This is a genomic window from Haloprofundus halophilus (assembly GCF_003439925.1).
Classification (GTDB): Archaea; Halobacteriota; Halobacteria; order Halobacteriales; family Haloferacaceae; genus Haloprofundus; species Haloprofundus halophilus.
Genome location: NZ_QQRR01000002.1, coordinates 222,999 through 246,958, shown reverse-complemented (window position 1 = coordinate 246,958; position 23,960 = coordinate 222,999). Strand labels below are relative to the sequence as shown.

The 23,960-nt window shown below is 56.2% G+C and carries 16 protein-coding genes and 3 pseudogenes; 7 read left to right on the top strand and 12 right to left on the bottom strand.

The window, feature by feature from the left end:
• Positions 1-257: 257 nt before the first annotated feature.
• Positions 258-521 (bottom strand): annotated as a pseudogene (locus tag DV709_RS10815) (type II toxin-antitoxin system RelE family toxin); the annotation flags it as partial.
• 10 nt (positions 522-531) lie between these two features.
• Complete coding sequence (locus tag DV709_RS10810) at positions 532-828, bottom strand: ribbon-helix-helix domain-containing protein (RefSeq protein ID WP_117594458.1); 297 nt, start codon at positions 826-828, stop codon at positions 532-534.
• 899 nt (positions 829-1,727) lie between these two features.
• Here DV709_RS10810 and DV709_RS18200 point away from each other — a divergent pair.
• Both DV709_RS18200 and DV709_RS10800 read left to right on the top strand, forming a co-directional pair.
• Positions 1,728-1,916, top strand: a pseudogene (locus DV709_RS18200) (toxin-antitoxin system TumE family protein); the annotation flags it as partial.
• On the top strand, positions 1,913-2,344 hold the full coding sequence (locus DV709_RS10800; RefSeq protein WP_117594457.1) for an HVO_A0114 family putative DNA-binding protein: 432 nt from the start codon (positions 1,913-1,915) through the stop codon (positions 2,342-2,344). The pseudogene DV709_RS18200 and the gene DV709_RS10800, both read left to right, overlap by 4 nt.
• Before the next feature lie 204 nt (positions 2,345-2,548).
• Here the strand turns inward: DV709_RS10800 and DV709_RS10795 are convergent, their stop codons facing one another.
• The 5 genes and pseudogenes from DV709_RS10795 to DV709_RS10775 all read right to left on the bottom strand — a co-directional run bounded on the left by DV709_RS10795 (position 2,549) and on the right by DV709_RS10775 (position 7,132).
• Positions 2,549-2,899 carry a type II toxin-antitoxin system PemK/MazF family toxin gene (locus tag DV709_RS10795; protein WP_117594456.1) on the bottom strand — a complete coding sequence of 117 codons (351 nt, stop codon included), beginning with the start codon at positions 2,897-2,899 and terminating at the stop codon, positions 2,549-2,551.
• Positions 2,896-3,132: a hypothetical protein gene (locus DV709_RS10790; RefSeq protein WP_117594455.1), complete on the bottom strand. Its 237-nt coding sequence runs from the start codon at positions 3,130-3,132 to the stop codon at positions 2,896-2,898. Before DV709_RS10790 ends, DV709_RS10795 begins: the two co-directional genes overlap by 4 nt.
• Before the next feature lie 389 nt (positions 3,133-3,521).
• Complete coding sequence (locus tag DV709_RS10785) at positions 3,522-4,334, bottom strand: DUF6036 family nucleotidyltransferase (protein ID WP_117594454.1); 813 nt, start codon at positions 4,332-4,334, stop codon at positions 3,522-3,524.
• Positions 4,331-5,254: a winged helix-turn-helix domain-containing protein gene (locus DV709_RS10780; protein ID WP_117594453.1), complete on the bottom strand. Its 924-nt coding sequence runs from the start codon at positions 5,252-5,254 to the stop codon at positions 4,331-4,333. Before DV709_RS10780 ends, DV709_RS10785 begins: the two co-directional genes overlap by 4 nt.
• Positions 5,255-5,879: 625 nt before the next feature.
• A pseudogene (locus DV709_RS10775) lies at positions 5,880-7,132 on the bottom strand (RNA-guided endonuclease InsQ/TnpB family protein).
• Positions 7,133-7,394: 262 nt separating this feature from the next.
• On the opposite strand from DV709_RS10775, the gene DV709_RS10770 reads away from it, so the two are divergent.
• Entirely contained in the window at positions 7,395-11,045 is a 3,651-nt protein-coding gene (locus DV709_RS10770; RefSeq protein ID WP_117594452.1) for an ATP-binding protein, read from the top strand.
• Positions 11,046-11,329: 284 nt separating this feature from the next.
• Here the strand turns inward: DV709_RS10770 and solA are convergent, their stop codons facing one another.
• Entirely contained in the window at positions 11,330-12,481 is a 1,152-nt protein-coding gene (solA, locus tag DV709_RS10765; RefSeq protein WP_117594451.1) for an N-methyl-L-tryptophan oxidase, read from the bottom strand.
• A gap of 1,096 nt (positions 12,482-13,577) precedes the next feature.
• Between solA and DV709_RS10760 the strand changes: the two genes are divergently transcribed.
• Complete coding sequence (locus DV709_RS10760) at positions 13,578-13,859, top strand: PadR family transcriptional regulator (RefSeq protein WP_117594450.1); 282 nt, start codon at positions 13,578-13,580, stop codon at positions 13,857-13,859.
• A 1,239-nt stretch (positions 13,860-15,098) separates the two neighbouring features.
• Here the strand turns inward: DV709_RS10760 and DV709_RS18195 are convergent.
• The 3 genes from DV709_RS18195 to DV709_RS10745 form a co-directional block, all read right to left on the bottom strand.
• Positions 15,099-15,314 carry a hypothetical protein gene (locus DV709_RS18195; RefSeq protein ID WP_232819725.1) on the bottom strand — a complete coding sequence of 72 codons (216 nt, stop codon included), beginning with the start codon at positions 15,312-15,314 and terminating at the stop codon, positions 15,099-15,101.
• 434 nt (positions 15,315-15,748) lie between these two features.
• Complete coding sequence (locus tag DV709_RS10750; protein WP_117594448.1) at positions 15,749-16,210, bottom strand: response regulator; 462 nt, start codon at positions 16,208-16,210, stop codon at positions 15,749-15,751.
• Positions 16,200-18,245, bottom strand: a complete 2,046-nt coding sequence (locus DV709_RS10745) for an ATP-binding protein (RefSeq protein WP_117594447.1) — start codon at positions 18,243-18,245, stop codon at positions 16,200-16,202. Before DV709_RS10745 ends, DV709_RS10750 begins: the two co-directional genes overlap by 11 nt.
• 141 nt (positions 18,246-18,386) lie before the next feature.
• Here DV709_RS10745 and DV709_RS10740 point away from each other — a divergent pair, with 141 nt between their 5' ends.
• From DV709_RS10740 to DV709_RS10730, 3 genes are all read left to right on the top strand, one after another.
• Positions 18,387-19,151, top strand: coding sequence for a YihY/virulence factor BrkB family protein (locus tag DV709_RS10740; protein WP_117594446.1), 765 nt, complete (start codon positions 18,387-18,389; stop codon positions 19,149-19,151).
• A 598-nt stretch (positions 19,152-19,749) separates the two neighbouring features.
• Positions 19,750-21,081 carry a Cdc6/Cdc18 family protein gene (locus tag DV709_RS10735; RefSeq protein ID WP_117594445.1) on the top strand — a complete coding sequence of 444 codons (1,332 nt, stop codon included), beginning with the start codon at positions 19,750-19,752 and terminating at the stop codon, positions 21,079-21,081.
• A gap of 179 nt (positions 21,082-21,260) precedes the next feature.
• Positions 21,261-22,493 carry an MFS transporter gene (locus DV709_RS10730; protein WP_117594444.1) on the top strand — a complete coding sequence of 411 codons (1,233 nt, stop codon included), beginning with the start codon at positions 21,261-21,263 and terminating at the stop codon, positions 22,491-22,493.
• A gap of 177 nt (positions 22,494-22,670) precedes the next feature.
• Here the strand turns inward: DV709_RS10730 and DV709_RS10725 are convergent, their stop codons facing one another.
• Positions 22,671-23,399 (bottom strand): hypothetical protein, encoded by a 729-nt coding sequence (locus tag DV709_RS10725; protein ID WP_117594443.1) that lies wholly within the window; start codon positions 23,397-23,399, stop codon positions 22,671-22,673.
• Positions 23,400-23,960 lie beyond the last annotated feature (561 nt).

The following is a 23,960-nucleotide window of genomic DNA, read 5'->3' as shown; positions in this document are numbered from 1 at the left end:
CGAGGCAGGCCGAGTGCTGTGGGACTTGACCGGGGTAGTTCGCCGGCAAAAAGCCACACCCGACAATATACTTTCGCTATAATGCATACAAGCACTTCGGTGGTGTGAGATGCTGGTTCGTTATGGGTTGAGAGAATTGCCTGCGTAGTTTACAAAGCGCGTCGTGAAAACGGGAAGCCTCGGGGCTTGATCCCGAGGCGATTCACACAGATACGAGGTGGAAGCCCACGACTGTAGTCATGGGTAACTGACGAATCTCAATCGTCAGCGGTGTATGCACCACTTCGGTGCTCGATTCGATGGACTTCGAGAACGGACTCGTCGTAGTCGACGATGCAAGCAAGACGGTACTGTCCGATGCGGAGTTTCGAGAACGGGCCGCCCGTCAAGGGCTCAACGAAGTCGTCCGGCTCTCGCCACTCTGAGTCGATGATTTCGTCAAGCTTCGAGACGATACGGTCCTGGACGTGTGTCTCGAGTCCGTCGAATTGGGTCGCAGCACGCGGTGCGAACTTCCATGTCTAATCCCCCTCACTCGTCATCCGCGTCCCGATCCATCATCTCAAGAACCTCATCTCGTGAGACTAACTCCGCATCGCCCGACCGGAGGTCGTGTTCGCTCGCCGCAATCTGCTTCCACCCTTCTCGTGAGAACTCGGGATGCTTGATGGCGTCACGAGCCGCGTAACGAAGGAACTCGCTTCGGGAATTGAACCCCTGTTCTTCCCACGTTGCGTCGATGTCTTCGAGGAAGGCTTTGCTCAGTCGAAGATTGATTTGTACCATCTCCGGTCCGTTGTCGCCGGTCCCAGTATCAGCATCAGACATATACAATTGCTATACGTCTGTGTAGCATAAGGCTTTCTTGCAACTTCGTCGCGATACCAATCACACGGCTCTCACGGCCCCAGAAAGAAGCCCACACCTGTCGGTCGTACTTCAAATATCGGTGCAGAAATCTGTTCTTCGCCACACTGTCGCCAGCGGCCATCCTCATACAGTTCTTCGAGACGCGACCACTGCACGCCGTGTATATCTGCCCGATACACGACGCGATGTCTCTGGCCGTCACGTGTTCGGAACTCGATGGTGAAACGATGCGAATTCATATCGCCCCCTCTGATCGACCTTCATCGGTCGGCTCATCAACGAGATACGTCGTCCCTGCGGACTCTGGAAGCGCTCTCCGCATCAACACCGCACCACAGAACTCACAGCACTGCAGTGATTCAGAACCGATGAGGTACAGCGACCGGTCGCCTCCTGGATGCGCACACTGAGGATTGGACAGTGCTGGATGTTTTCTGCCCCTGAATCGAGAGACAATCGTTCGAAGTCGAACACCGATCTGTCGTCGGAACGTTGGTTGGTGCACTGAGTAACACCTGCACCCGTCAGGGGTGTGATAAAATTGGCAGGCGTATCGCGGTGAGTCCTTGGTGCAACGATGAGTATCACGAGAACGCGCTGCGAACGCCAAAACACCGAGCAAGAGGAACCAACGCAAACCACAGGGTGGGGTCGAAAGGGGCCGCCGTGTCGCTTGAGCGAGACGTCCGTAAGACGTGTGCGTCTTGCGAGCCAATCAGAAACCAACGGTTTCTGATGACGACGTAAGGACCGCAACGGAGTGAGGACCGCAGCGAGTCGCAGCCAGCGACACGGCGGGGGCTTTCTAGGTCGCTGTACTACGGTGCTACGGCTACCGTGTCGCCGGTTTCTGATCGAACGGGTACCGATACGCGTTTCACTACGGCTTTCTCGATGGCCAGGGCGTCATCCTCCGCTACGACAATGAGAACCGAACTCCCGGACGCCACGAACCACACACACCTGATGGCATCGAAGAAATCGAGTTCCCCGGAATGATAGAACTCCGTGACCGATTCTTAAACGAAATCCAGGACCTGCCATGACTGCAAACACACTCAAAATTACGTACGGCCAGCGCGAGAATAGCCAGCGAGCCGCTCGCGAGCGACTCCGTCGGGCGGAATCTGGAGAAGCGTTCGAAGAACAGGAAGCCGCGTTCGTGCTGAATCTCGAGGAGCTCGACGACGTCGAACGACTCATGCGTCGGTTGAGCCTCCAGCTCTTGGACGTCATCACCAGTGAGCATCCAGAGAGTATCCGTGAGACTGCTCGACTTGCCAATCGTGATTACAGAGAGGTTCATCGAAATCTCAAGGAACTCGAAACGCTCGGCGTCATTGAGTTCACCACAGATGGTAACAGCAAGCGCCCGATACTCCGCGATGGAACCGAGGCGATTGATCTCTCAATCACGTTCCCCATCGATACCAACACGTCAAATTCCAATTCTCGTCAAGAGACCTCAGCGTGAGCAACAACACTGTCAAGACTTGCGTAAATGACCACGGGTCGGGTGACCCGTGGAACTCTCGCTGTTTTCTTTAGAATAGCCGCTGACAATCGGGCTCGGGCACACCCTCAATCGACGATAGTTCTTGGAAGCTTTGCTGGATACAGCCCACAAGTCGATTAAATCAGCTTACTGCGCTCCCCCACGTCGTCTGCGTCGAATCGCTCAGTCGAGTCCGAGGCTCAGTTTCAGTGCGTCGTCTACCTGACTCATCGTTCCTGCGTCCAGATTCCCAACGACCGAATGAATCCGCTTCTCGATGGAGACGACTCGAATCTGGTCGAGCCGAACTGAGGAGTCCTTCTCGAACGGCGAGTCATCCGCTTCGACCGGTACCTCGAACGGGTAGCCTCGATACGTGCCAGTCGCGGGTGCGACGAGAGTCGTACTCGAATTCGCGTTCCCGACGTCGTTCTGGACGACGACCGCCGGGCGGGTCTTCATCTCGTGGCCTTCGGCGGGGCCCAACCGGATAATAACGACGTCGCCACGTCGGACGTTCGTCTTCTCACTCATTCAGTCAGTCCGCTCCACGCCTCGTCAGACGTGTTATCCCACTCCTCGGCTAGTGATTCTGCACTTTCGGATGCGTCCCGATAGGCAGTTGCGAGTTCGTCTTCGTCTGGTTGGTCGTTTTCGACTTCCACCACCGCGACGGTCACACGCTTGTTCGCGTACTCCGTCCCGAGGTAAATCCGACCTCGGTCATCGGTGTCGCTGGTTCGGAGATCCTGAGCGTCTACTTTCATCTCGTTACCCACTATGACCCACGATCTGATGACGCTTGCCCACTATTGCCCACGGCAGCGACGAGTATCTCTTCTGAAGGAACCGCGCTATCTAACAAACGCTGTACAACGAGCGTTTAACGCGGTGACTGTTCTCGGACTTGTATCGAGAACCGAACACTCCATATTCTCGCTTTTTGAGTTTGCTACTCAGTTGTTAGCGTAAGCGGCGAAACTCCTTGCAGAACCGTTTCCAATGTTACCACGAACGATACCGACCCGGCAGAAATATCTAGTCGATGGGAGATTTTGAGAGAGTGCTGAATACAGCGCGCGAATCAGCCGCTGGGAGTGTGCAGATACAGGATGATGGAGTGGTAATCACAGCCTCACGTTCTACTCCCTCGCGATTAAATCGTCGTTGAGCGACGTTCTACGTGCCTATCGGTTACCGCGACTGCGTCTTTCTCTTCCAGACGTCTCACAATCTCCTGTACGTCCGCTGCGGGCCAGTCGAGTTCCTGGTGCAGGTCAGCCACCGATTTCGGTTCCTCGAGCGCGTGCAGCACTTCGAGTTCCTCGTAGACGCGTTCGGTGACCTCCGCGACAGGATCATGCAACGGTGTCGTCACGTTGTGTTGCTCGGTGAGATCAGTCAACGCTCCGTTCACGTACGTCACGAACAGTTCTTGCTCCAAGAGTTCGACCTGCGTCTCGAGTTCCGCTTCGACGACGTCGAACTCGAGGCCGGTCTGCATCAACGAAAACATATCCTCGATGTCGTCTGCCCGACCTGCGACCGCTTTGAACAGAAAGATGTCTTCTGGACTCACGAGTTCGACCACGAGATTCCCTGGGTCGAGATACCGTTCGCTCCGCTCACGAATCCCTGGAGAGAGAATCAGCTTGCCAATCACTTGCTGGTTGAAGACGTCGATGCGACACCCATCATCGTTCTCGAGGATGCGCTGGGCACCGAGTTCTTCGTACTCTTCGTCCGGTTCCCGGACGATATCATATCCCAGTTCGAGGAGCACCGCCTGTAGCTGACTCAGATCGTCGCCGGAGGAGACGATGAGGTCGATATCTTTGGTCGTCTCTTTGAGTCCGCGAAACGCCATCGACCCACCGCCAATCAAGAAGACGGTGAGTGGATTGTCCAGCTGCTGGCCGATGCGCTCGAGTTCTGAGCGGATGTATGAGCTATCGAATCGCGCCCTCATGGCGTCACCCCGTACTCCTCAGTGAGTTCCTGGAAGTCCTCCCACTCGGGAAGTCGAGACGTTCGCTGGTCACCGCTGGTGTCGAGATACGTGCAGAGTTCGTCGACGACGTGGTCGACGCCGTACTTGGTGGCTTGGGTTCGGAGTTCGTCGCGGTCGACGTCGACGTGACTGAGCAAGAGTAGGCAGTATGACCGGGTCCGTGCGCCCGAATCGATCACGAGCATGTGACAGCACAACATCTCCGGGGAGAGCTCGCTCGTCGCCTTCGAATAGAGGTAATACCGACGGTCACGTGCCAAGAGTGGAAGACCATATCGCTGAAATTGGTCTGGCCCTGTCGGGATGAAGTGTTCGTCGCTGACCTCAGTCCCCGTCTGCACAAGGAACTCGTCTAGAGACTCCCAGAGAATCGTGTAGGTGTCGGTCTGTTCTTCGACAGTCTGGCGGTGGGCGTGATGGGCAAGCTCACGAGCGAATGCACTCAACTGTTCGAAGCCGTCGTTCAGTGCGTACGCCCCGTCGTCGGTCTGGTAGATGACTCCGCGGTGCTGAAACGGGGCAAGCGCACGGTGGACTGTGCTTCTGTGGATGTCGGCGCGGCATGCGAGCTCAGTCGCGGTCCGTGGGGTATCGAGGAAGTAGCACACACGGAGGGCTGCCCCTGACAACAGCTCCGGCCAGTCGATATGTGAATACTGCTGCGTAAGGTCCGTGAGTAACTCGAGTGCCTTCGCGTCCGATAGTCGAATCTGCTTTGTTTTCCCCTGTCGACGTGTCTCGACGAGGCCAGCCGTTTCGAGCCGTTCGACGAGTTCTGAGGTGTAGCTGAGACTCCGATCGAGATTCGTCGCGAGTTCAGAGACTGTCTGCTCACCATGGAGAGCAGTGAGGGTGCGAACCTCGCCTTCTGTGAGCATACTGTTGCATACTAACGAACCAATATATAAATGACTTCGGTATTTTGCAACGCCAGACAGACTCAGTCGAGACAAAGATAGGAAATCGGACTCCCAACCCGTTATGTAGTTTTAAGCATCTCTCAAATCACGTGGTGGGATCGAAAGGGGCCGCCGTGTCGCCTGAGCGAGACGTTCGCAAGACGTGTACGTCTTGCGAGCCAATCAGAAACCGACGGTTTCTGATGACGACGTAAGGACCGCAGCGAGTCGCAGCCAGCGACACGGCGCGGACTTTCAGAATCACAGAGTTACACTTCTCTTCTGGTTTCCGTCCAGGTCGCTCACGAGTGGTCATACCCTATAGTATGAGAAACTCTGAGACGTAGCCAGCGGTGCAAACGTCCTCACAGACGCGAATTCAGCGAACGCATTTCGGGAAAGAGAGGACGTTTCGTCTGTCTTCACACTGTCTCCTTAACGGGAGCACCGAGTCTGAGAGTACATTTCGTGTAAACTACACAACCCTACTCGCTCGGCGCTGACGCGCCTCGCTTTATTGGGGTTGGGGCCATCGACGGAACAGAATCCCGGTGAGACTGCGAAAGGTCAGGCCCTCCATTGTTTTGATGTGAACTCCCAGCAATCAGGTCTCAGCAAGAGGCTGATACCCGTCGCCGTTCATCAGTCCACCATTTATACGCATGTTTACTGATGCGTCTACACTCTCCGACATAGGCGAGGAGTGCAGTCTGTGTTGTCGCTTCTGAACGTACCTCATACCAATGTTCTTGGCCGCGTTGTAATCCGCGTTCACCTTGTATCCGCATTTCAAGCACTCAAAGTGTTCTCCGTGACGGTTACCCTCGTGGGTGAATCCACAGTCCGTCCGAGAACAGCGTTGAGACGTGAAATTGGGTTTTACTCTCTCAACAGCGACGCTCTGCTGTGCTGCCTTATACTCAACGTACTCAACGATCCGTCGAAACGCCCACAGATGATGCCATTTAGCGAATCGAAGGCGTTCCCGGATACCATCAAGCTTCTCGAAGACAATCTGGGTACAACCAGTTTCAACCGCTTCTTTGACGATTTCGTTCGCTATGGTATGGATGTACTGCTTCCGCCACCCTTCCTCACGTTTTCCGAGTCGAAGCAATGCATTGTGAGCGGCCTGCGTCCCGCGCTGTTGCATCTTAGCACGCCGTTTTTCGAATTCGCGGCACCAGTGATCGTAGTCGTTGCCCTGCCAGAACCTCCCTGTTGAAGCGACAGCAAGCGAGTTGACGCCGAGGTCGATACCGAGGACTGTTTGGTGCTCAGTATCTGCCGGAACCTCAGAATCGTCTTCGCCGTCGCTGTCGTATCTTCGTGTGCTGATGTGGAAGTAAAACTCGTCATCTACTGCGTCGTACTGGAGTGTGCTTGTTCGGAATTCAAATTTCTCTGACAGTACGTACTGTTCATAAGGTGTTGGACTCTCTGCGGGGAGCTCGAAGTCGCACTCAACGCGTCCATTGACAGTCGAGAGAGATACTTTATTTCGGTAAAACGTTGCACTCCGTTTATCGTAGACAATGCTCCACGACGTGAACTCTGGTTGGCTTACTCGTCGCCCGTTCTTCCAGGTTCGACGCACCCTTTTGTGGCTTGGACGGCGCGTCGAATTGCTTTTTGTACGAGGTTTGCCACGAGGTCGGTTTCCTCATGAAGTTCGTAATAGAGCGCACTACGGGCTTTCGTGTTTGACGTGACGCAATTTTTGTACGAGGTGTCGTCCCAACAGTACTCACTGGCACGATTGGCACAGTACAAGAACTGTCGAGCGGTTTCGTGGAGGTCGCTACGTCGTCCGTCAGGAACAACAATTTTAACGGGTGCGGTACGTCGGACCTCCATGACCGGGGATGTATCCGTAATGCTTTTTAAATTCAGACATCGGTCTGCTATTGAGCGAGGGTAGTCGCATCCCGTTTCGGCTCCCCCTCGGCTTACTCGCTCGCTTCTTTCGTTGCTTGAGGGTGTGAATGCTATCTCAAATCGTATTGAACTGCTCAGCTGTCCGCCGTTTGTCTCTTGGATTCACATTCTGTTGCAGACGCAGCCACACGAGTGCGGCCCATGCATACTCACGAGAATCTGAAGAAGCCGACGCTACTAGATGGCTGATGATACCGACCTCCCAGTACCGCTCGAACAGGCACGAACCTACATTCGCGTCCGGCCAGCAGACGAATCGCTGAACCCAGAGACCGTTGCGACACACGTACGCCGTCTCCACCAACTCCCACAACAGCGCCACTCAGCAGGGATCAAACTCTTCAATCGCCCCTCACCGCCAACAATCGAGTGTCTGCTCATCTCTGAAGGAGCCGATGAGGCGAGTCTCACGTATCTGTTCGGTGTCGACGAACCCGAAGCGACCGATACACTCGAACGCGTCCTCAGAGGGTTGTTTCCCGACTCGTACGAACTCACACGGACAACCCGAACTACCGAGGAAATCCGAGCACGAGAGTTCAACCCAGGCTCAACGGATGAAACAAACGATGCGTCCGATACCATCGCTGCTGTCGAGTACGAGGGTTGTGTCGAACGACCCCAAGATTGGCAAACACGACTGACGCCCTTCAGCGAGTTCGAAGCCAGCGAGAGTAACCAGAGCCAGAGCCAGAGTAAGACGCACACACGAATCCCGCTTGCAGCCATCATCGAGACGATGGCAGCCAGCGACTGCTCGATTATCTACCAGACACTGTTACGCCCGAAACCGGATTGGACGGCTGCAGCCGACGTCCGACGAAAAGCACTCGAGACGAGTCAGGACACCCTCGGTGGCAAACTCTCGACTGCCGTATTCGGCCCACCCGACGACGACCTTCCGATTCCACACAGTGACGAAGCGAGACTCGACGAACTCGCGGTCCGTGAAACACATCGCTCGTTCGACGTGAACGCCCGCATCGCCATTCTCGCTCACGGTGAAGACACAGGTACTGCGGCCACGGCGATTGCTCACGAACTCGCCTCGGCGTTTGCGCCCGTCGGTCGAACGTCGTATGAACTCACAGGACGTGTTCGACGTGGCCACGAAGCCAGCCACCTGCTGACCGCAATCTGTGAGCGGACGTTCTACGCACCGACGTACACACAGTTCTCGAATCGCCTCCCGTGGCGCACCCCACAGAGTCGGGCAATCGTCGCCGACGCAACGGAGGTTGCGAACTTCTTCGCCGTCGATGCCAACGCGCTCACCGCAGCCGGGGTGCGTGCTGTTGCCCCGACGCCTGGCGAACGGACGCCGTTGGCACAGCCACCGAAAGAGCTGCTCGCACGCTATCGCGGACAGGGTTTGCTTCTCGGAACGCCACTTACCCAGGATGGGAATAAAGCGACCGAACCGCTCACGCTCCCACCGAGTCTGCAGTCGTTACACGTTGGGTGGTTCGGCAAAACTGGCGCAGGCAAGACGACGAGTGCGAACAACGCCATCTTGCACAATCACACCGCCACGTCAGGCGCAGACATCATCATCGAACCGAAAGGCGACGGGATGGCAGTCGATTACCTGACAGCACATTTCGCGAGATTCGGCACGCTCGATAACGTCATCTACTTCGATTGCGCGGAGGTACTGCCTGCGTTCTCATTTTTCGACATTCGCGATGAAGTCGACGCAGGCGTCTCTCGGACGACGGCCGTCGAGGATACGGTCGACCACTACATCGAAATTCTCTCTCAAATCATGGGAACAGACCGCTTCGAGCAAGCCGTTCGCTCGCCCGATATCATCCGCTATCTCACAAAGGCGATGTTCGATCCCGTCAGTGGGCACGACGCTTTTTCACACCGCGACCTCCACACGGCAGTCCGACAGATGCACGAACGCCAAGTGGCTCCTGCGGTCTCCGACGCCGATCTCGAACGGATGCTCGCGGGCGTCGTTGCGAATCGCGCACGGTCGTTCGACGAGATTATGCAAGGCGTGGCGAATCGAATCGAGAAAATCCCGCTTGACCGGCGTCTCGCGCGCATCTTCAATCACGTTGCCGTAGACGACCCAGACACGCCCGTTTTCGACCTCGCTCGCTATTTGAACGACGACGTCGTCATCATCTTCGATACGGGCGACCTCCGCAGTGAGGCACAGCGCGTCCTCACACTCGTCATCCTCTCGAATCTGTGGACTGCGCTTCGTCGTCGCTCGAAGCGCACACCGGATGGTGAACTCCCGCTCGTCAACGTCTATATCGAGGAGGCTGCGAGCGTCGCCGTCTCCGACTTGCTCAAACAGTTACTCGCCCAATCTCGTAGCTTCGGCTGTTCGCTAACGCTGTCGATGCAATTTCCCGCCCAACTCCGTGCGTACGGCGACGACGTCTACGACGAGGTGTTGAACAATATTTCGACGTTCATCACGGGCAACGTCCCCGTTGACCGCCGTCTCGCTGAGAGACTCGCCACCGACGATATGGATGCGCAGGCAATCGGCAATCGGTTACGAGCACTCCGCCGTGGACAGTGGCTCGTCCGCCTCCCGGCTGGTTTCGACCATCCGGAGCCGCGTCCATTTCTCGTCAAATCAGCTGCGTTGCCGCCCGGTGATCCGTCAGGCGACCACCCCTTTACGGCCGCCCAACAGGAGGCGTTCGAAGGTGCACTGACACGATGTCGTGAACGAACGATAGCCGACTACGGACTGACGCTTACCCTCCCGAGTACGGCCACATCCGATGAAGGCGGTGCGGAGACATCGAATGAGACGGATATAGACTCAGATACAAAGACAGAGACAGCTGCCTCAGATGATGACTCATCGCTCCCACAGCAGCGAGTCGACTCTGCGCTTCCGTACACAAATCGGATGCCGCCGACGGTTCGCTACAGTGACTCCATTCATGCGCTTTTCTGTACGGACTGTTACAATCGCTACGACCCGACCATCGAGGGCATGCAGCGCGCCATTGCGTGCTGTTTCTCACTTCGAGACATCGACCGCGATGACGTGCCGATCTGCGAGATAAACCTCAAGCTCACTCCTGAAGAGCGGGCTGTCTCAGGGTATACGGATACACAGCTGCTGTTCCTCCAGGCTGTGTATAATGCCCAGCAACTTCGATATACCCCACTCGAATACAATCTGTTACACGATTCGATGCTCCGCTTACAGGAATACGTTGGAATCGAGTCAGCGGCCGTCGAGAGTCTCATCGACGACGGACTGCTTCGACACGATACCGACCACCCACACCGTCTCTACTCGGTAACGCCCGATGGTCGAAGCGAAATTGGGGAAAGCTACCGTCAAGGCGTCGACTACGGCCACGGTGCAGGTGACCTCGAAGAGTCGAGCCAGCACGTCCTCGCCATCGAGGTGGCCCGACAGTACCTCGTCGAAGCGTACCTCGAAGACCCAGAGTCGCCGGTCGTCGACGTGATTCCGTACTACGATATCGATGACCGCCGTCGTCTCGACATCGCAGGCCTCGATGCTGATGGCACTATCGTCGTTGCCGTCGAAGCCGAGCGGGTGAATCACGACATTCGCCGTGCCGTCCCCGAAGATTTCGATAAGATCGCCGACTGCAACGTTGACGACGCCATCTGGGTCGTCATGACTCAATCTGCAGGCCACGCAGTACTGCAAGCGCTCAACGACCCGCTCGAGGGCGACCCGCGCGTCGAGAAAACCTATGCGAATACGACCCCACCACAGCAGTTCCGCATCGAGACACCCGGGTTGACAGCGATGTATCCGGTCGAGTGGTTGCGCGACCAGTTACCAGAGAGCAATCGAAGTAGGTTCTGTTGAAATCCTCAATCAGTGATAGTTTGTTGAGGGCGTGTTGAATACAGAGGGTGAGCCTGGTTTAGACGCCCTAGATAGCGGCAGTTGGTGGCTCTGTTGGGTGAACGGAATCCATTTGTGAGTGACGCTCACCCCTATTTTGTTGGTTAACAAAAGGTCGTAGAGGACGAACTGCACCGCGTCTAAACAAGGCCCAGAGGGTGTATGCAGCAAGCGCACACTACCACCACCTCGTTTGCTGTCAGAATGAGCTGACTAATCCTAAGCAATCTGTCTGGATACTTGGTTCAAAATCGGTCGGCCGCGAAGCGCTCTATCGGATGGTCGGTCTCGCCGTTGATTGCTAAGTCGGCAAGAATCTCTCCGACAACACTCGAGAATTTGAATCCGTGTCCACTGAACCCACAGGCTATGACGACGTTGTCATACGTAGGGTGGTGGTCGATTATGAATTCCTTATCGGGCGTGTTCGTGTACAAGCAGGTCGACAGCGCCATCGGTGGCCCATTTGCAGTCGGAAGGCCGTGATCCAACCACTCTCGGAGGACGACTTCGTCCTCGTTTCGAGGCTCGCGTGCCATCTCGTCTGGGTCGACGTCTTCTCTGAAGTGATAGTGTTTCCCGACTTTTACGCCTGGTACGTTGAACTGCGGGAAGCCGTAATAGAGGTCATCCTCGTCGTGTTCGACGACGTAGACTGGCATCGACTCGGGCCGGAAGTTTACGGGAGCCGCTGGCTGGAACCAGCCCAGCACTTGCCGCTGTGGCTGAAGTACGTTAGCGAGTTCAGGCAGCACTTTTGCCGCCCACGCTCCTGCAGCAATAACCAACTTCTCGGCTGTGTAGGTATCTCGGTCCGTTACGACGCGTACCGACTCATCGGTGGCTTCCCACTCAGTCACTCGCTCGCGAGCGTGGATTGTCCCGCCCTCGCGATGGGTCGCGTTGACTTGAGCGACGATGCACTGCTCTGACCACAGAAAGCCACCCTCCGGTTGGTAGACTCCCACGAAATCATCTGGAAGGTCGAATCCCGAGAATCGCTCGTTGATTTGGGCTGCATCCAACCGTTCGTATTCGAGACTGTGGGTCTGGCAGGCCTCTTGGGCACCAGTGACGGTCTCTGAATCGGGCCGGCCGAGAGCGAGTGACCCATGTGTGTAGAGCAATGCTTGGTCGTGTTGTGCTTCGAGATCGTCCCAGAGTTCGTATGCCCGGTTGAGTAGCGGTACATAGTCAGGATGCTCGTGGTACGCTTTTCGGATGATTCGGGTCACACCGTGTGACGACCCCATCGTGTGTGGAATGTCGTATCGTTCGAGCCCGAGGACGTCAACCCCTCGTGCGGCGAGGTGGTGCGTTGCGGCGCTTCCCATCCCTCCAACACCGACGACGAGTACGTCGTAATCGAACTTGCTTTCCGAGTCCAGTTTGTTCATGATACTGCATTCAAGAACGTTCGCTTGAAATCTGCGGTGTGACAATCCATTTTCAATTTTCACCAGCGTCTCGGCAAAGGGGTCGGAGTTGGTGCATTTGCGCTCTGTATTCAGCACGTTATTCCTGTCACGTTCCGAGGGTTTCAACAGAGCAATCGAAGTGGGTTCTGAGTTTGCTACTCAGTCGTCTCTGACGATGAGTGTATGGCGGCTGAAACAATATGCAAGTAACGTCCCGAGCGGGTCAGTGACCCACGACTGAAGTCGTGGGCTTCCTCCTTGCATCTGTGTGAAACAGGTGAACGAGTCAGCGGATTTGAACACCTCGATTCATAATCAGTCCCATCCGGTTAGAACAGTCCACACCACCTCTCGAGCAGCGAAACGAATCAATCGAAGTTTCATAATCGGCCTCACAACCCGCAAGAGACCGTCTATCCACCGTTCGAGGTGAGAGTATGAAGCCAGCGATGAGCAGACAAGATGTGTGTCCATTCGCCACGAATCGGTGTTTCGGAGCCCCTCACAGCAGTTTTCGTGTTCGAGCTGGCCCGTTCTCGAACGAACCACAACCTCTAAGATACAAAACCGATAGACGGCGACCGATTATGAGAATTGAAAGTGATTACTAGACGAATCCCCAGAGACCTCATTCTCTTTCTCTTATCTAAACACGGCTTATATCGACTCTACAAGCCACTTTCGGGCGCATGGGTTCATTTTGACCCATTCTACGTTTCCTTCTCGATACCTCCTAGAGAGAATTCTCGTCACCACCGTCTGTCCTCTTGCGGTGAACATGACTGAGTATGAACGGCAATAGACAACGAGTGATCCGCGAAAACGACAAATAGAGCGCACGAAGCACACGATGTCCGATTATGAGAACGCTCCTTAAACGAGTGAGCCGAGACGTCTCACCCGTGGCTGTATTCGAGCGCCGAGTAGCGTTCGACGAACGTCTGCCCGCCGATCTCGTGCTTTCGATTCACCGACCGACGATAATGTCGACCGTCCAGACGCCGAGAGTTCGTTCAGAGTTGTCAGCATAAGTGACACTGCGAACCATTATATGCAAATTTGTGGAGTATATCATATGCACGACTTGAGTGGCTTCCAGAGAGACCTCATGTACGTGATTTCTGGGTTCGACAAACCGTCAGGACAAGAGGTCAAAAAAGAGCTAGAACAGTACGTCGACGGTGAGATCAACCACGGGCGACTCTACCCGAACCTCGACACCCTCGTCAACAAGGGGTACGTGGAGAAAGGGCCGATAGATCGTCGAACGAACTACTACGCGGTTACCGAGAAAGGTAGAGAGGCGATTCGCGAGCGGCGTTCGTGGGAAGACCGACACCGGATGGTCGAAGCGTAACTAGAGAGTGCACAACTGGGGGCGCGCTCCCTTCTGAGACCGGCGAGCCTTCGAGATCCTTGCCACTACAGCTATAGATCCATAGCAGAGCATACGCTCGTAGATTAACTCCTTCTCAGCGAACGACCGGTGCTTTGTGCATCCAGAGGTAGGAAACCAGCCACATGAACGAGAGCGTCGATACCCAGAGGGCGATGAGGGAGGCGATATAGAGCGGACTCATTTTTGAGGAAAATTGCGCTTTCTAGCATATCCGTTTTGCTTTCGAGTTCCCGAATACGCTGGCGTGTTCACTGTAGTGGACTAGAGCGCAATATTCGATGCAAATCCCGATACGGAGCGCTGATTTACCATCTATGCTGTTTGAGTCTCAGTTTGGCAAACACCTCCCCGTTGTCTCTCACGAGGTGTCTCCTCAACTCGGTACTCGATATCGGCCGATACACTGCACCAATCATGGCGAAAACGCCAAAAGAAGGCTCTAAAAGGGGTAGTCATCGAGATACTACCATCCGTACAGGTGAAGAAAATCCGCAATCAGTCCCCGACTTTTCGAATGTATATCGGACTCGTAGTGAAGCCATCGTGCGTAGACGGGGGGCAGTAAACCCGAAAACCGCTACTCCCACGTGAGGGCGGCTCTCCGCGCGATATAGCGCGACAGTTAATAACCGAATCAGGTCCTCGGAGTGGTAGATTGATTACGGTCGAAATCGACAGACGTGATGGATTTGTACGCCTATATTGCATTCTAGCATTAGTGATAGAATCTCCTGTTGTTCGACTCTTTAGACTGTGTCCATCATCGATTCTGCGCTAGAGTGCGACTGAGAAGGGCGTTTAGATGTTAATAAACCGTCGTCGACGCTACGAATCCAGGATAGCCGTTCTTCCATGAAATCGACGTCGAGAGCCCGAACGTATGGAAAATTCTGTTTTGAGAGTATCGGTGTCTGTGGTCGACGACGACGGCGAACGGGAGTACTCCCGAGGAGCTTTGAAAACCGATGTAGAGCCGTTCGAGGCCAGAAATAGCCGTACGCACATGCAAGAGATTCCTTCGCACTCGACGGGCGGATGCTATAGACCATCTACAGACGTACACACAGGATTTGCAGTGCTGTTTCCGGACGAAGACGAGTGTACTGTCTCTGAAAGTCCCTCGGAGACGGTGCGCTGCTCCAATCCGAAGTCGTGAGTAGCTCTCTGACTATTCTGAATTTAGATAGTCGAGTTCAGTCACTGTAGGAGACCACGCTCGTCGAGACGCTCGTAGAAGTCGTCTGCGTCCATTTGTTCGACGCCCGAAACTCCGTCGACGACGACGAGCGGAAGGTAATGCCGATGTTTGTCCGGACGCCATCCGAGTACCTGGTTGCACTCGCAGACGAGACGGACGAACTCTCGGTCGACCGAGGCGGCAACGTCGTCAGGAACGGCAACGTCGTATTGCATCCACGTCTCCGAACCCCGAGAATCGGTGTGAATTCGCTGGTGACAGACCTCACACATCGGAACGCAGTTCTCTGCCTCCGTGTTCGCCTCTACGCCATCGATGTGGTGGACTCGTATCTGCTCAGTCGTACCGCAAACGGTACACTGCTCGTCAGATACCGCAGGATCGAACTTCCCGATGTCCTCTCGCCCCTCGTGTTTTCGCTCCTGCATACGTTTTCTCGTAAGATGTTCTCATAAATTGTAATTAATGTATGGTTCGCTAACTGATTGGTACTGGGCCGGTATCTCGTTCCGTCGCCGCGGTACCGACGGCGTGTATCTGTCCCGCAAATCCGGGTATTCTGGAGGCGCTTGCGTCGATGTGGGGTTTCGGTTCGGGAAGGCTTCTACACGAGATGTGCTCTTCGAGACGCGCTGAATACGCAGTGGTTTCAGTCGAGGCTTGTATCGGTCGGCAACCGCATAATCGAGAGCCAAAACCGCTCTAGCTCCTGAAGCATCTCGATAAACTCGAAGGGGTCGACCGGCTTCGTCAGATATCCGCTCGCACAGAGTTCGTAGGACTTGACGACGTCCGTTTCGGCCTCCGAACTCGTGAGGACGATAACCGGAATGCGACGACGGGTAGGGTCCGCGTGCAGTTCTTCGAGCACCTCGTCCCCGTTCTTCCGGGGGAGGTTGAGATCCAACAGCACGAGGGCGGGCCGCGGTGCGTCGGCGTAGTCGTTTCGTTGAAAGAGGAAGTCGAGAGCATCGACGCCGTCTTTGACCACGTGGAGGGTGTTCGCGATTCTCCCCTCTTTGAACGCTTCCTTCGTGAGACGGATGTCGCCGGGATTATCCTCGACGAGGAGTATGTCGACCGGCTCGCCGCGTCCCTGGTTACTCGTCATACTCGTCCTCTGCAGGAAGAGTAAATGAGAACACCGTTCCCTCACCCGGCTCGGACTCGACCCAGATATCGCCGCCGTGGCGTTCGACGATCCGCTCGCACAGCGCCAGGCCGATGCCCGACCCCCCGTGGTCGTTCTGGGGGTGGAGCCGCTGGAACACCTCGAAGACACGGTCCTGCTCGTCCGGCCCGATGCCGATTCCCTCGTCGCGAACCGATATCTCCCACATCGAACGGTTCCGGTCGGCAGAGATACGCACCCGTGGCCGCTCGTCCCCGCTGTACTCGAGAGCGTTGTTCAACAAGTTCTGAAACACCTGACGCAACTGACGTTCGTCTCCCATCACGCGAGGCAGTTCCGCGACGGCTACGTCGGCATCACTCTCGGTTATACACACGTCGAGGTCGTCGCGCACGTCTCCGACCACTTCGTTGAGGTCAACCGGTTCGAGTGTGTTCCCCTGGCCCTCCACGCGCGAGTACGCCAGTAACCCGTGTATCATATCACGCATGCGGTCGGCGCCGTCGACGGCGAATTCGAGGAACTCTTCGGTCTCCTCGGTTAGTTCTTCGTCGGCTCGATCCTCGATCAACTGCAGATAGCTCGACACCATCCGGAGCGGTTCTTGAAGGTCGTGAGAGGCGGCGTAGGCGAACTGTTCAAGCCGCTCGTTGGACTCTTCGAGGTCGGCGACTAGCTGCTCGAGTTCCACTTTGTATCTGTGGCGTTCGATGGCTTCCGCGAGCACGTTGGCGACGCTCTGGACGAAGTTGACGTCCTCGTCGGTGAACGTCTGCGGCTCCGCGTCGTGGGTACCCAATATCCCCCACGGCTCGTCGTACGGACCGATGACGGTGCTGATGCCGCTTCGGACGGCGTGGCTCCGCAACAACCCGGGGCCGTCGAAGCGCGGGTCCGTCTCGAGGTCTTCGACGACTATCGGATCGTCGTTCGCCAGCGTGTACGCTGCCTGGGACTTCGCTTCGATTGCGGATACCCTAGCTTCGCCGACGACTCCGTTGCGCCAACCGACGCCCTGGCGGAGCAGAAGCTCGTCGTTCGAGTCGAGGTCGAGCACCTTGCAGTACTCGTTGTCGAGGACGTCCGCTACCCGACGAGACGCTTCGGACATGAGTTCGTCGAGGTCGTCGTTTTCGAGCGCGAACTGGCCCAGCTCGGCCACTGATTGTTGCTGTCGAGCCCGTCGCTGGAGCTGCTGTTCGCGCTCGATGCGGCCCGTAACGTCACGTCCGATGCCCGCTAAAACAGCGTCAGCCGACGTGTCCTCAAGCGTGGAGGCAACGAACTCGAAGGGGACGTCGTCACCGTCCTTGGTGCGTAGCTCGAACGCGGCAGTCACTGAACCGCTCTCGAAGCCGCTGCGGATCGCAGCCACGGCTGCATCACGGTTGCCCTCGAAGAAGTCGGCCGCGGCCATCGACGAGATCTCCTCGTCCGTGTAGCCGGACACCTCCGTGAGGCTTTGGTTCCACCGCTCGAGAGAGCCATTTTCGTCTATGACGTAGAACACGTCGTGGATCGCGTCGAGAACGTCGTCGGTGTACTGCTGGTGTCGTGCTAAGCGCTCGTTCGAGGTTTCCAGCTGGTCGACCGTCTCTTCGAGTTCGAGTTGCCGTGTTTTGGCCCGCGCGTCGTAGCTTCCCGCACCGAAGCCCGCGAGACTGCCCAGTGCCGTGAGCAGGAGTGTATTTGCGACGATATTTGGGTCGTCGTTTGCGAGAACGATAGGAACCAAGATGGCGAGACTAACCGCTATACCGCGTAGACACCATATCCCGATGGTAGAATAGAGTTCGGGCCGGATATCGGTTCGGGGCAGCCGGTAGCCGCCGTACAACAGGACAAGGCTGGGGATACCAACGAGAATACCGAGTACGGCCCAGAGATCCGACGACGTGTCGTCGACGAGCGGGAGAAACGGATAGCTGACGACGAGTGCGACGAAAACCCCACCGAGGGTGACGATGAGTTTCCGTCCGGCAACATCAGCAGAGGTCCAGTTCCTCGAACTCATTGACCCAACTCCGTAGCGCAACCCATATAGTTGTACAGATACCCGAGGGTAGCTCCGCGGCTGGAGCCGTGAACTTTCGCTCCGAATCCGCGTGACGAGCTCCGGTGCAACCTCTTTGTCTGTAGGTACACTTACTCCTGTATGGGAGGGTTGGCGCGCGTACTCGATGTCACCGTAGCTGTGGCTCGGGCGGCGTACGAGGAGGAAATCAAGTATCCGGCCGGCGCACTGGCCTACTATGCGTTCGTCTCGTTCGTTCCGCTCTCAGTGTTAGTGTTCGCAATCATCGGCGAGAGGCTCGCACTCCAGTTATATACGACGACACCGCAGTTTCTCACAGTCGAAGCCCAGGGGTTGATGTACGACGCGATGACCGAAGTCTCGGGACGGACCGGCGCAGGAGTGTTCGCGATCGTCGTCCTCGCCTGGGGCGGGGCGAACATTGCAACCGGGTTTCTGGCTGTCGTCGAACGCATCGAGAACGCCGCCGAGCGGTCGCTTCGCGTGCAACTTCGCGATGCGGTAACTACGCTCGTCTCGTTCAGCCTCGCGCTCACGATGATCGTCGTCACGAGCGCGGTGTTCGCACTACTGCCGGCTACGCCTCTGCTCGGGGTCGTCGGGTCTGTCGTTCTGCTCGTCGTCCTCACCGGGGCGTTCCTCCCGATGTACTACGTCCCCTCCCGAGCCGTGATGTCGTGGTCGGGGGCAGTTCCCGGGGCCCTCACCGCCGCCGTTGGCTGGTCGGCGCTTCTGTTAGTCATCCACCTGTACGCCATAAACGCAACCCGGTACGCGATTTACGGCGTTCTCAGCGGCATCATCATCATTCTCACGAGCCTCTACGTCGCCGCGTTGATGCTCATGGTCGGCGTCATCGTCAACGCGGTGCTCGCAGGCGAATAATATCCTCTCGTGCACGAAGTTGAGAGATGCTGTAGGCACGTTGAAGACTGAGATAGCGTCAACTATGGCTGCCTTCAGCGAGGCGAACTCAACAGTAATGTGGAGTGGTGAGAGGGAAGTCACACTCCCGAATTTCGAAATGAAATCTCTCAAGAAAGAGAGTAGAGAAGGGAGTCTCACACACCGTCTTCGAAATGAATCGGAGGCCTATCTAGTCGTATTTGGGTTTCGAGGTCTGTGGACGAGGCTTACACGGCTTTCGGCGTTTTCAGTATGAATTTCATTTCGAGGAAACAGATGGTTCTCTGGGTGCGTGTGGAAAGAGTGTTTGTGAGCGATTTCATTTCGATTGGTGGGTGGGGGTCGTTTTGGGGCGATAGGGAGTTCATTTCGAGTATAGGGTGTTCATTTCGAGATTGACAGGGTCATTCCGACGCTGGTTGGTGTTTCATTTCGAGTGCGGCCTCTTCATTTCGACATCGGTGTCGACATTTCGACGATGGTACTGATTTCATTTCGAGTGTGGCCCCTTCATTTCGACACAGCCCCGTTCATTTCGAAAGAGGTTAATGCAGGTCGGTCAACAAACACACCATCAATGGACACTCCCGGCGAAGATACCTCAAATTCCCCTGACACCGACCAGTCCACAGAGTCCGTTGTAGAGAGTATTCTCGACGGAAAACGCACTACCGTCTTCAAAAACAAACAACTCGTCGACCCCACCACCATCGTCGACCACGAACGCATTTACGGGCGTGACGAGCAACTGGCCGCAGAAGCCAGAGCGTTCCGCGATACACTCGACGGTGAACGCCCTCCAGACCTCCTCTTGTACGGACCGAGCGGTACCGGAAAGAGCCTCACAGTCAAAGCGGTCGCCGAGAAAGTGAAAGAGCGCGCAGAAACGAACGGTATCCGCTTCGACTTCGTGTCGGTGAACTTCAAAGCCATGGAGTCACACACTCTCGATCGTGCCGTGTGGAAACTCGGCCAGCAAACCGCTCACAAAGCAGGTGTTGCATGGGAACTCCCCCGAAAAGGCGTATCAACAGATGCAAAGTACGTTCGACTCTACGAAATCGTCGAAGATCATTTCGACTCGCTTGTCTTCATTCTCGACGAGATCGACGCACTCACTGGGAGTAAGGGTGAAGATGAACCTGCGTACTCTCGACTGCTCTACAGTCTGAGTCGTGCGATGGCCGAACAGCACGTCAACACGCTCATTTCGACGGTTGTTATCACGAACCATCCGAAGTTCCGTGAGAACCTCGACAGTCGCACGGACAGTTCCTACAATCCGACCGGCATCCACTTCTCAGATTACGAAGCCCATGAACTCATCGAGATTCTCAATCGCCGGCGTGACGCTTTCAAAGAAGACGCACTCGAAGAAAGCGTCATCAACCTCGTCGCAGCACACGCTGCGAAAAACGAAGGTGACGCCCGTCGGGCAATCGATCTGCTCAGAGACGCTGGTGAAGACGCAAACAAAAACGGAGACACAGTTGTCACCGAAAAACATGTTCGCTCTGCAAACGACTCGCTCGTCAAAAACCGCGTATTAGAGATCGTTGATGGAATGTCGCTGCACAAGAAACTCGCGTTGTACGCAGCTGCAGTTATCGCGGACGTCAACGACGGAAAGGCACCGAGTCCGGTCGTCTACCAACTCTACCAGGTGATCTGCAACAGTTCTGGTCGTGATGTGTATACACAGGAAACCGTAAACAGTCACATTAACAAAGCAGCAACTTACGGTGTTGTTTCGAGTGACCGCACCAGTGGTGGGTTCAAACGAGGAGTGCACCTACTCTTCACGTTCAAGGAGCCAGTACCGGCTGTTCTCGAGACACTGGAGCAGGACGATGCATTTGACAGCATCGACCGAGAGAAGTCACGCTCTCTCGCGACACAGTTCCTGTGATAGGTCGATACTCAACGATTACACGTTTTGAGATGAGAAAATTCACACACTCACAGACAACTCGACTGATTTTTGACGAGAACTTCAGACTCTGGCAGCCCACTCGAAGAGCTCCACTTCGTGAATAAAAATAATATAACAGGATATACTTTGCAGCCCTCCGTTGCCGGCACACACATATGACTGGCTGTGCGGGTATCGGGACTCGGTGGGCGCTCTCTGTGAGTATTCTGAAGTACTATCTCTACAAGGCGACGAAAGCAGTCGAGTTCTACCGGCCCATCATGTACCTCTTCTTTCTGGCACAGGGGCTCTCGTTCACCCAAATTGCGATTTTAGAGGCGCTGTACAATCTGACGACGTTGTTCGGGGAGATCCCGACTGGGTACATCGGTGACCGAGTCGGACGGCGCAACAGTCTCCTCATCGGGACGTCGATCATCGCGCTGACGCTTCTCGGTATCGGCCTCTCGAATTCGTTTCTCCCGCTGGCGGGCCTCTACGTCTGCTGGTCGATGGGCTACAACTTTCGTTCGGGCAGCGAAGACGCGTGGCTCTACGACACGCTCACCGACGACCTCTCGGAAGACGAGTTCGCTCGCGTGAGAGGGCGCGGAGAGTCGGTCGCGCTGGCAGTCGGTGCCGGTGCGGCCGTGGTCGGCGGGTATCTCGGCAGCATCGACCTCTCGTACCCGTGGTTCGTCGCTGCCGGCGTGACGAGCATCGGGGTCGTCGTACTGCTCTCCCTCGACGATCCGGAGACGTACAAGCGGACGAACTCGGAGGCGCTGAGTCTTCGCCAAACGGTCGGCATCGTCCGTGATGTCCTCACTCGCCGCCAACTCCGGGCGTTCCTCCTGTACTACTACGTTCTGTACGCCGGTGTGACGTACCTCGTGTTCGTCTTCCTCCAGCCGATTTTCGAGACTGTCGTTCTCGACCTCGGGGTCGCTCAGTCACAGGTCGAGAGCCTGCTCGGGTGGTTCTACGCGGCGTACAGTATCGTCGGCGCAGTGCTCAGCTACTACACCGGTACCATCGAGCGGACCGTGGGACTGCGAACGTGGTTTCTCGTTCTGCCGTTTGCCGTCAGCGGTGCGTTGGTCGGGATGTACTTCGTCCCGTTACTGGCGCTTCCGACGTTCCTGTTGATACGAGGGCTCTCGGACGTCACCCGCTCGTTCGCCGGACAGTACATCAACGACCGCATCGAGACGCTCGGCCGCGCCACCGTGCTGAGCGCGATGGCGATGGTCAGCGGGCTGGCGGTCGTCCCGTTCCAACTCGGGAGTGGGGTTATCTCTGATACGGTCTCGCCGCTGTTCGCACTCGCCGTCGGTGGCGTCGTACTCGCCGGGGGCTCGGGCGCCATCCTCCTTTGGCAAGAACCTATCGGCGAGAAACGGGGGTAACTCTCCGGTTTGCGTCCGACGGTACACACGTGAACAAGGGACAGTGGCTTTCGAGCTCCATCCGCTGCATTCAGCACGCGGCTTTCGGCAGAGACAATGAAGGATTCAGCGACTACGTCGTATGGAACGCGCGTATCGGGTAGACTGGACAGTGGGAGAAGTCACAAGAGCGACGCATCAACCTCGGAGTCGGTACATCCGTTCCATCTCTCGGAACTGTGAGAGCAAGCCGGATTCTTCGTACACCCTGAAAATGTATCGCGGGACGTCTCTCTCGGTAGTGCGGGCCATGAAGGGTTCACCCCAGAAACTCAAGAGGGCCTGCGACTCCCCGGAGACGTGATCGGTGATGATGAAGGAGACGCTCTCGTCGAGGTCGTACCAAAGCGGGTCTTCGACGGTGTCGTGACCCTCGCACGCCGCTACTTTGGGTTCAACGTGTGCCCTCCAGTTCTCCCGCTCGCTCTCGTCGAGGACGAACTGGATCGAGTCCACGTTGGGGTTCTCGATCGCGGGTCGAAGCAGCGCATCGAACAGACTCTGCGGTCGGAACATCAGCAAGCAGACGTGAAACCAGACCATGTCCCCGCTCGCGTTCCGTCCGAACCGAGCACTTTCCGAGCGGAGCGACTCGGGGCCGATCAGTTCGACGCTCGGGGCGGGAAGCGCCCCCCGAACGTCGCGGACGAGATTTTCGGTCCGTTCGACCGAAGTAGCGATCTCTTCGGTCTGCTCTTCGCGCCGAAGGTCCCGGATGAACAGCAACGAGAGGAGAACCAGCGTGATCATCACCAGTACGCCCTCCTCGATGATGTGCAGGAAGTGAAGGACGAGCGCGAGCACGGCGGCGATCAACCCCGCGACGGCCTCCCACTCGATTGACCGAATCCGATGTCGAAGCCTCATATCACTGTACTCGGTCGCATCGGGTGAAATACTAGGTATTGGATAATCTACACATCGACTACTGCCGAATCCGTCGAGGCCGTTTGTACACGAACGGAATGTGTCTTTCTAACGATACTCATGGTCCCTAAAAGATTAGCCACACCGCTGATACTCGAAAAGCGACTATGCAGTAGTGGCGAGTGCCCCCCAGCAACTGCTCGCCGATGAGGCACCCCAAAAGGTGGTGTGTCAGATCAGAGAGAACGCGGTGGTGTGTCAGAACCTACGTCTTCTCTCGGGGGGGTTTGTACCCTCCTGTGCGTGAGGAATCATCTGTTCGATATAAAGCTGATCGAATGTGTTCCTCTTTGCCACGTTTTCGGGTACGCTCACCCGTAGCTATCGGTCGGGAAGTTGGCGGTCGGAGAGCTGGCGGTTGAGGAGTGTCGGTCGGGGAGTTGGCGGCTGAGGAGCTAGCGGCCGAGAGTGCATTACTGCGAGGTTGCTGAACGCCGCGCGAAATCGTCCGATGGAATTCCGTTCACTCCCTTCGACCGACGACACACCCTCCAACTGCGG

Excerpts from the sequence above, each read along its gene's own strand:
- DV709_RS10760 (WP_117594450.1), top strand. The coding sequence starts at position 13,578 with ATGCACGACTTGAGTGGCTTCCAGAGAGACCTCATGTACGTGATTTCT.
- solA (WP_117594451.1), bottom strand. The coding sequence starts at position 12,481 with ATGAACAAACTGGACTCGGAAAGCAAGTTCGATTACGACGTACTCGTC.
- DV709_RS18195 (WP_232819725.1), bottom strand. The coding sequence starts at position 15,314 with ATGCAATACGACGTTGCCGTTCCTGACGACGTTGCCGCCTCGGTCGAC.
- DV709_RS10770 (WP_117594452.1), top strand. The coding sequence starts at position 7,395 with ATGGCTGATGATACCGACCTCCCAGTACCGCTCGAACAGGCACGAACC.
- DV709_RS10795 (WP_117594456.1), bottom strand. The coding sequence starts at position 2,899 with ATGAGTGAGAAGACGAACGTCCGACGTGGCGACGTCGTTATTATCCGG.
- DV709_RS10745 (WP_117594447.1), bottom strand. The coding sequence starts at position 18,245 with ATGAGTTCGAGGAACTGGACCTCTGCTGATGTTGCCGGACGGAAACTC.
- DV709_RS10785 (WP_117594454.1), bottom strand. The coding sequence starts at position 4,334 with ATGAGGGCGCGATTCGATAGCTCATACATCCGCTCAGAACTCGAGCGC.
- DV709_RS10790 (WP_117594455.1), bottom strand. The coding sequence starts at position 3,132 with ATGAAAGTAGACGCTCAGGATCTCCGAACCAGCGACACCGATGACCGA.
- DV709_RS10750 (WP_117594448.1), bottom strand. The coding sequence starts at position 16,210 with ATGACGAGTAACCAGGGACGCGGCGAGCCGGTCGACATACTCCTCGTC.
- DV709_RS10780 (WP_117594453.1), bottom strand. The coding sequence starts at position 5,254 with ATGCTCACAGAAGGCGAGGTTCGCACCCTCACTGCTCTCCATGGTGAG.
- DV709_RS10800 (WP_117594457.1), top strand. The coding sequence starts at position 1,913 with ATGACTGCAAACACACTCAAAATTACGTACGGCCAGCGCGAGAATAGC.
- DV709_RS10730 (WP_117594444.1), top strand. The coding sequence starts at position 21,261 with ATGACTGGCTGTGCGGGTATCGGGACTCGGTGGGCGCTCTCTGTGAGT.
- DV709_RS10810 (WP_117594458.1), bottom strand. The coding sequence starts at position 828 with ATGTCTGATGCTGATACTGGGACCGGCGACAACGGACCGGAGATGGTA.
- DV709_RS10725 (WP_117594443.1), bottom strand. The coding sequence starts at position 23,399 with ATGAGGCTTCGACATCGGATTCGGTCAATCGAGTGGGAGGCCGTCGCG.
- DV709_RS10735 (WP_117594445.1), top strand. The coding sequence starts at position 19,750 with ATGGACACTCCCGGCGAAGATACCTCAAATTCCCCTGACACCGACCAG.
- DV709_RS10740 (WP_117594446.1), top strand. The coding sequence starts at position 18,387 with ATGGGAGGGTTGGCGCGCGTACTCGATGTCACCGTAGCTGTGGCTCGG.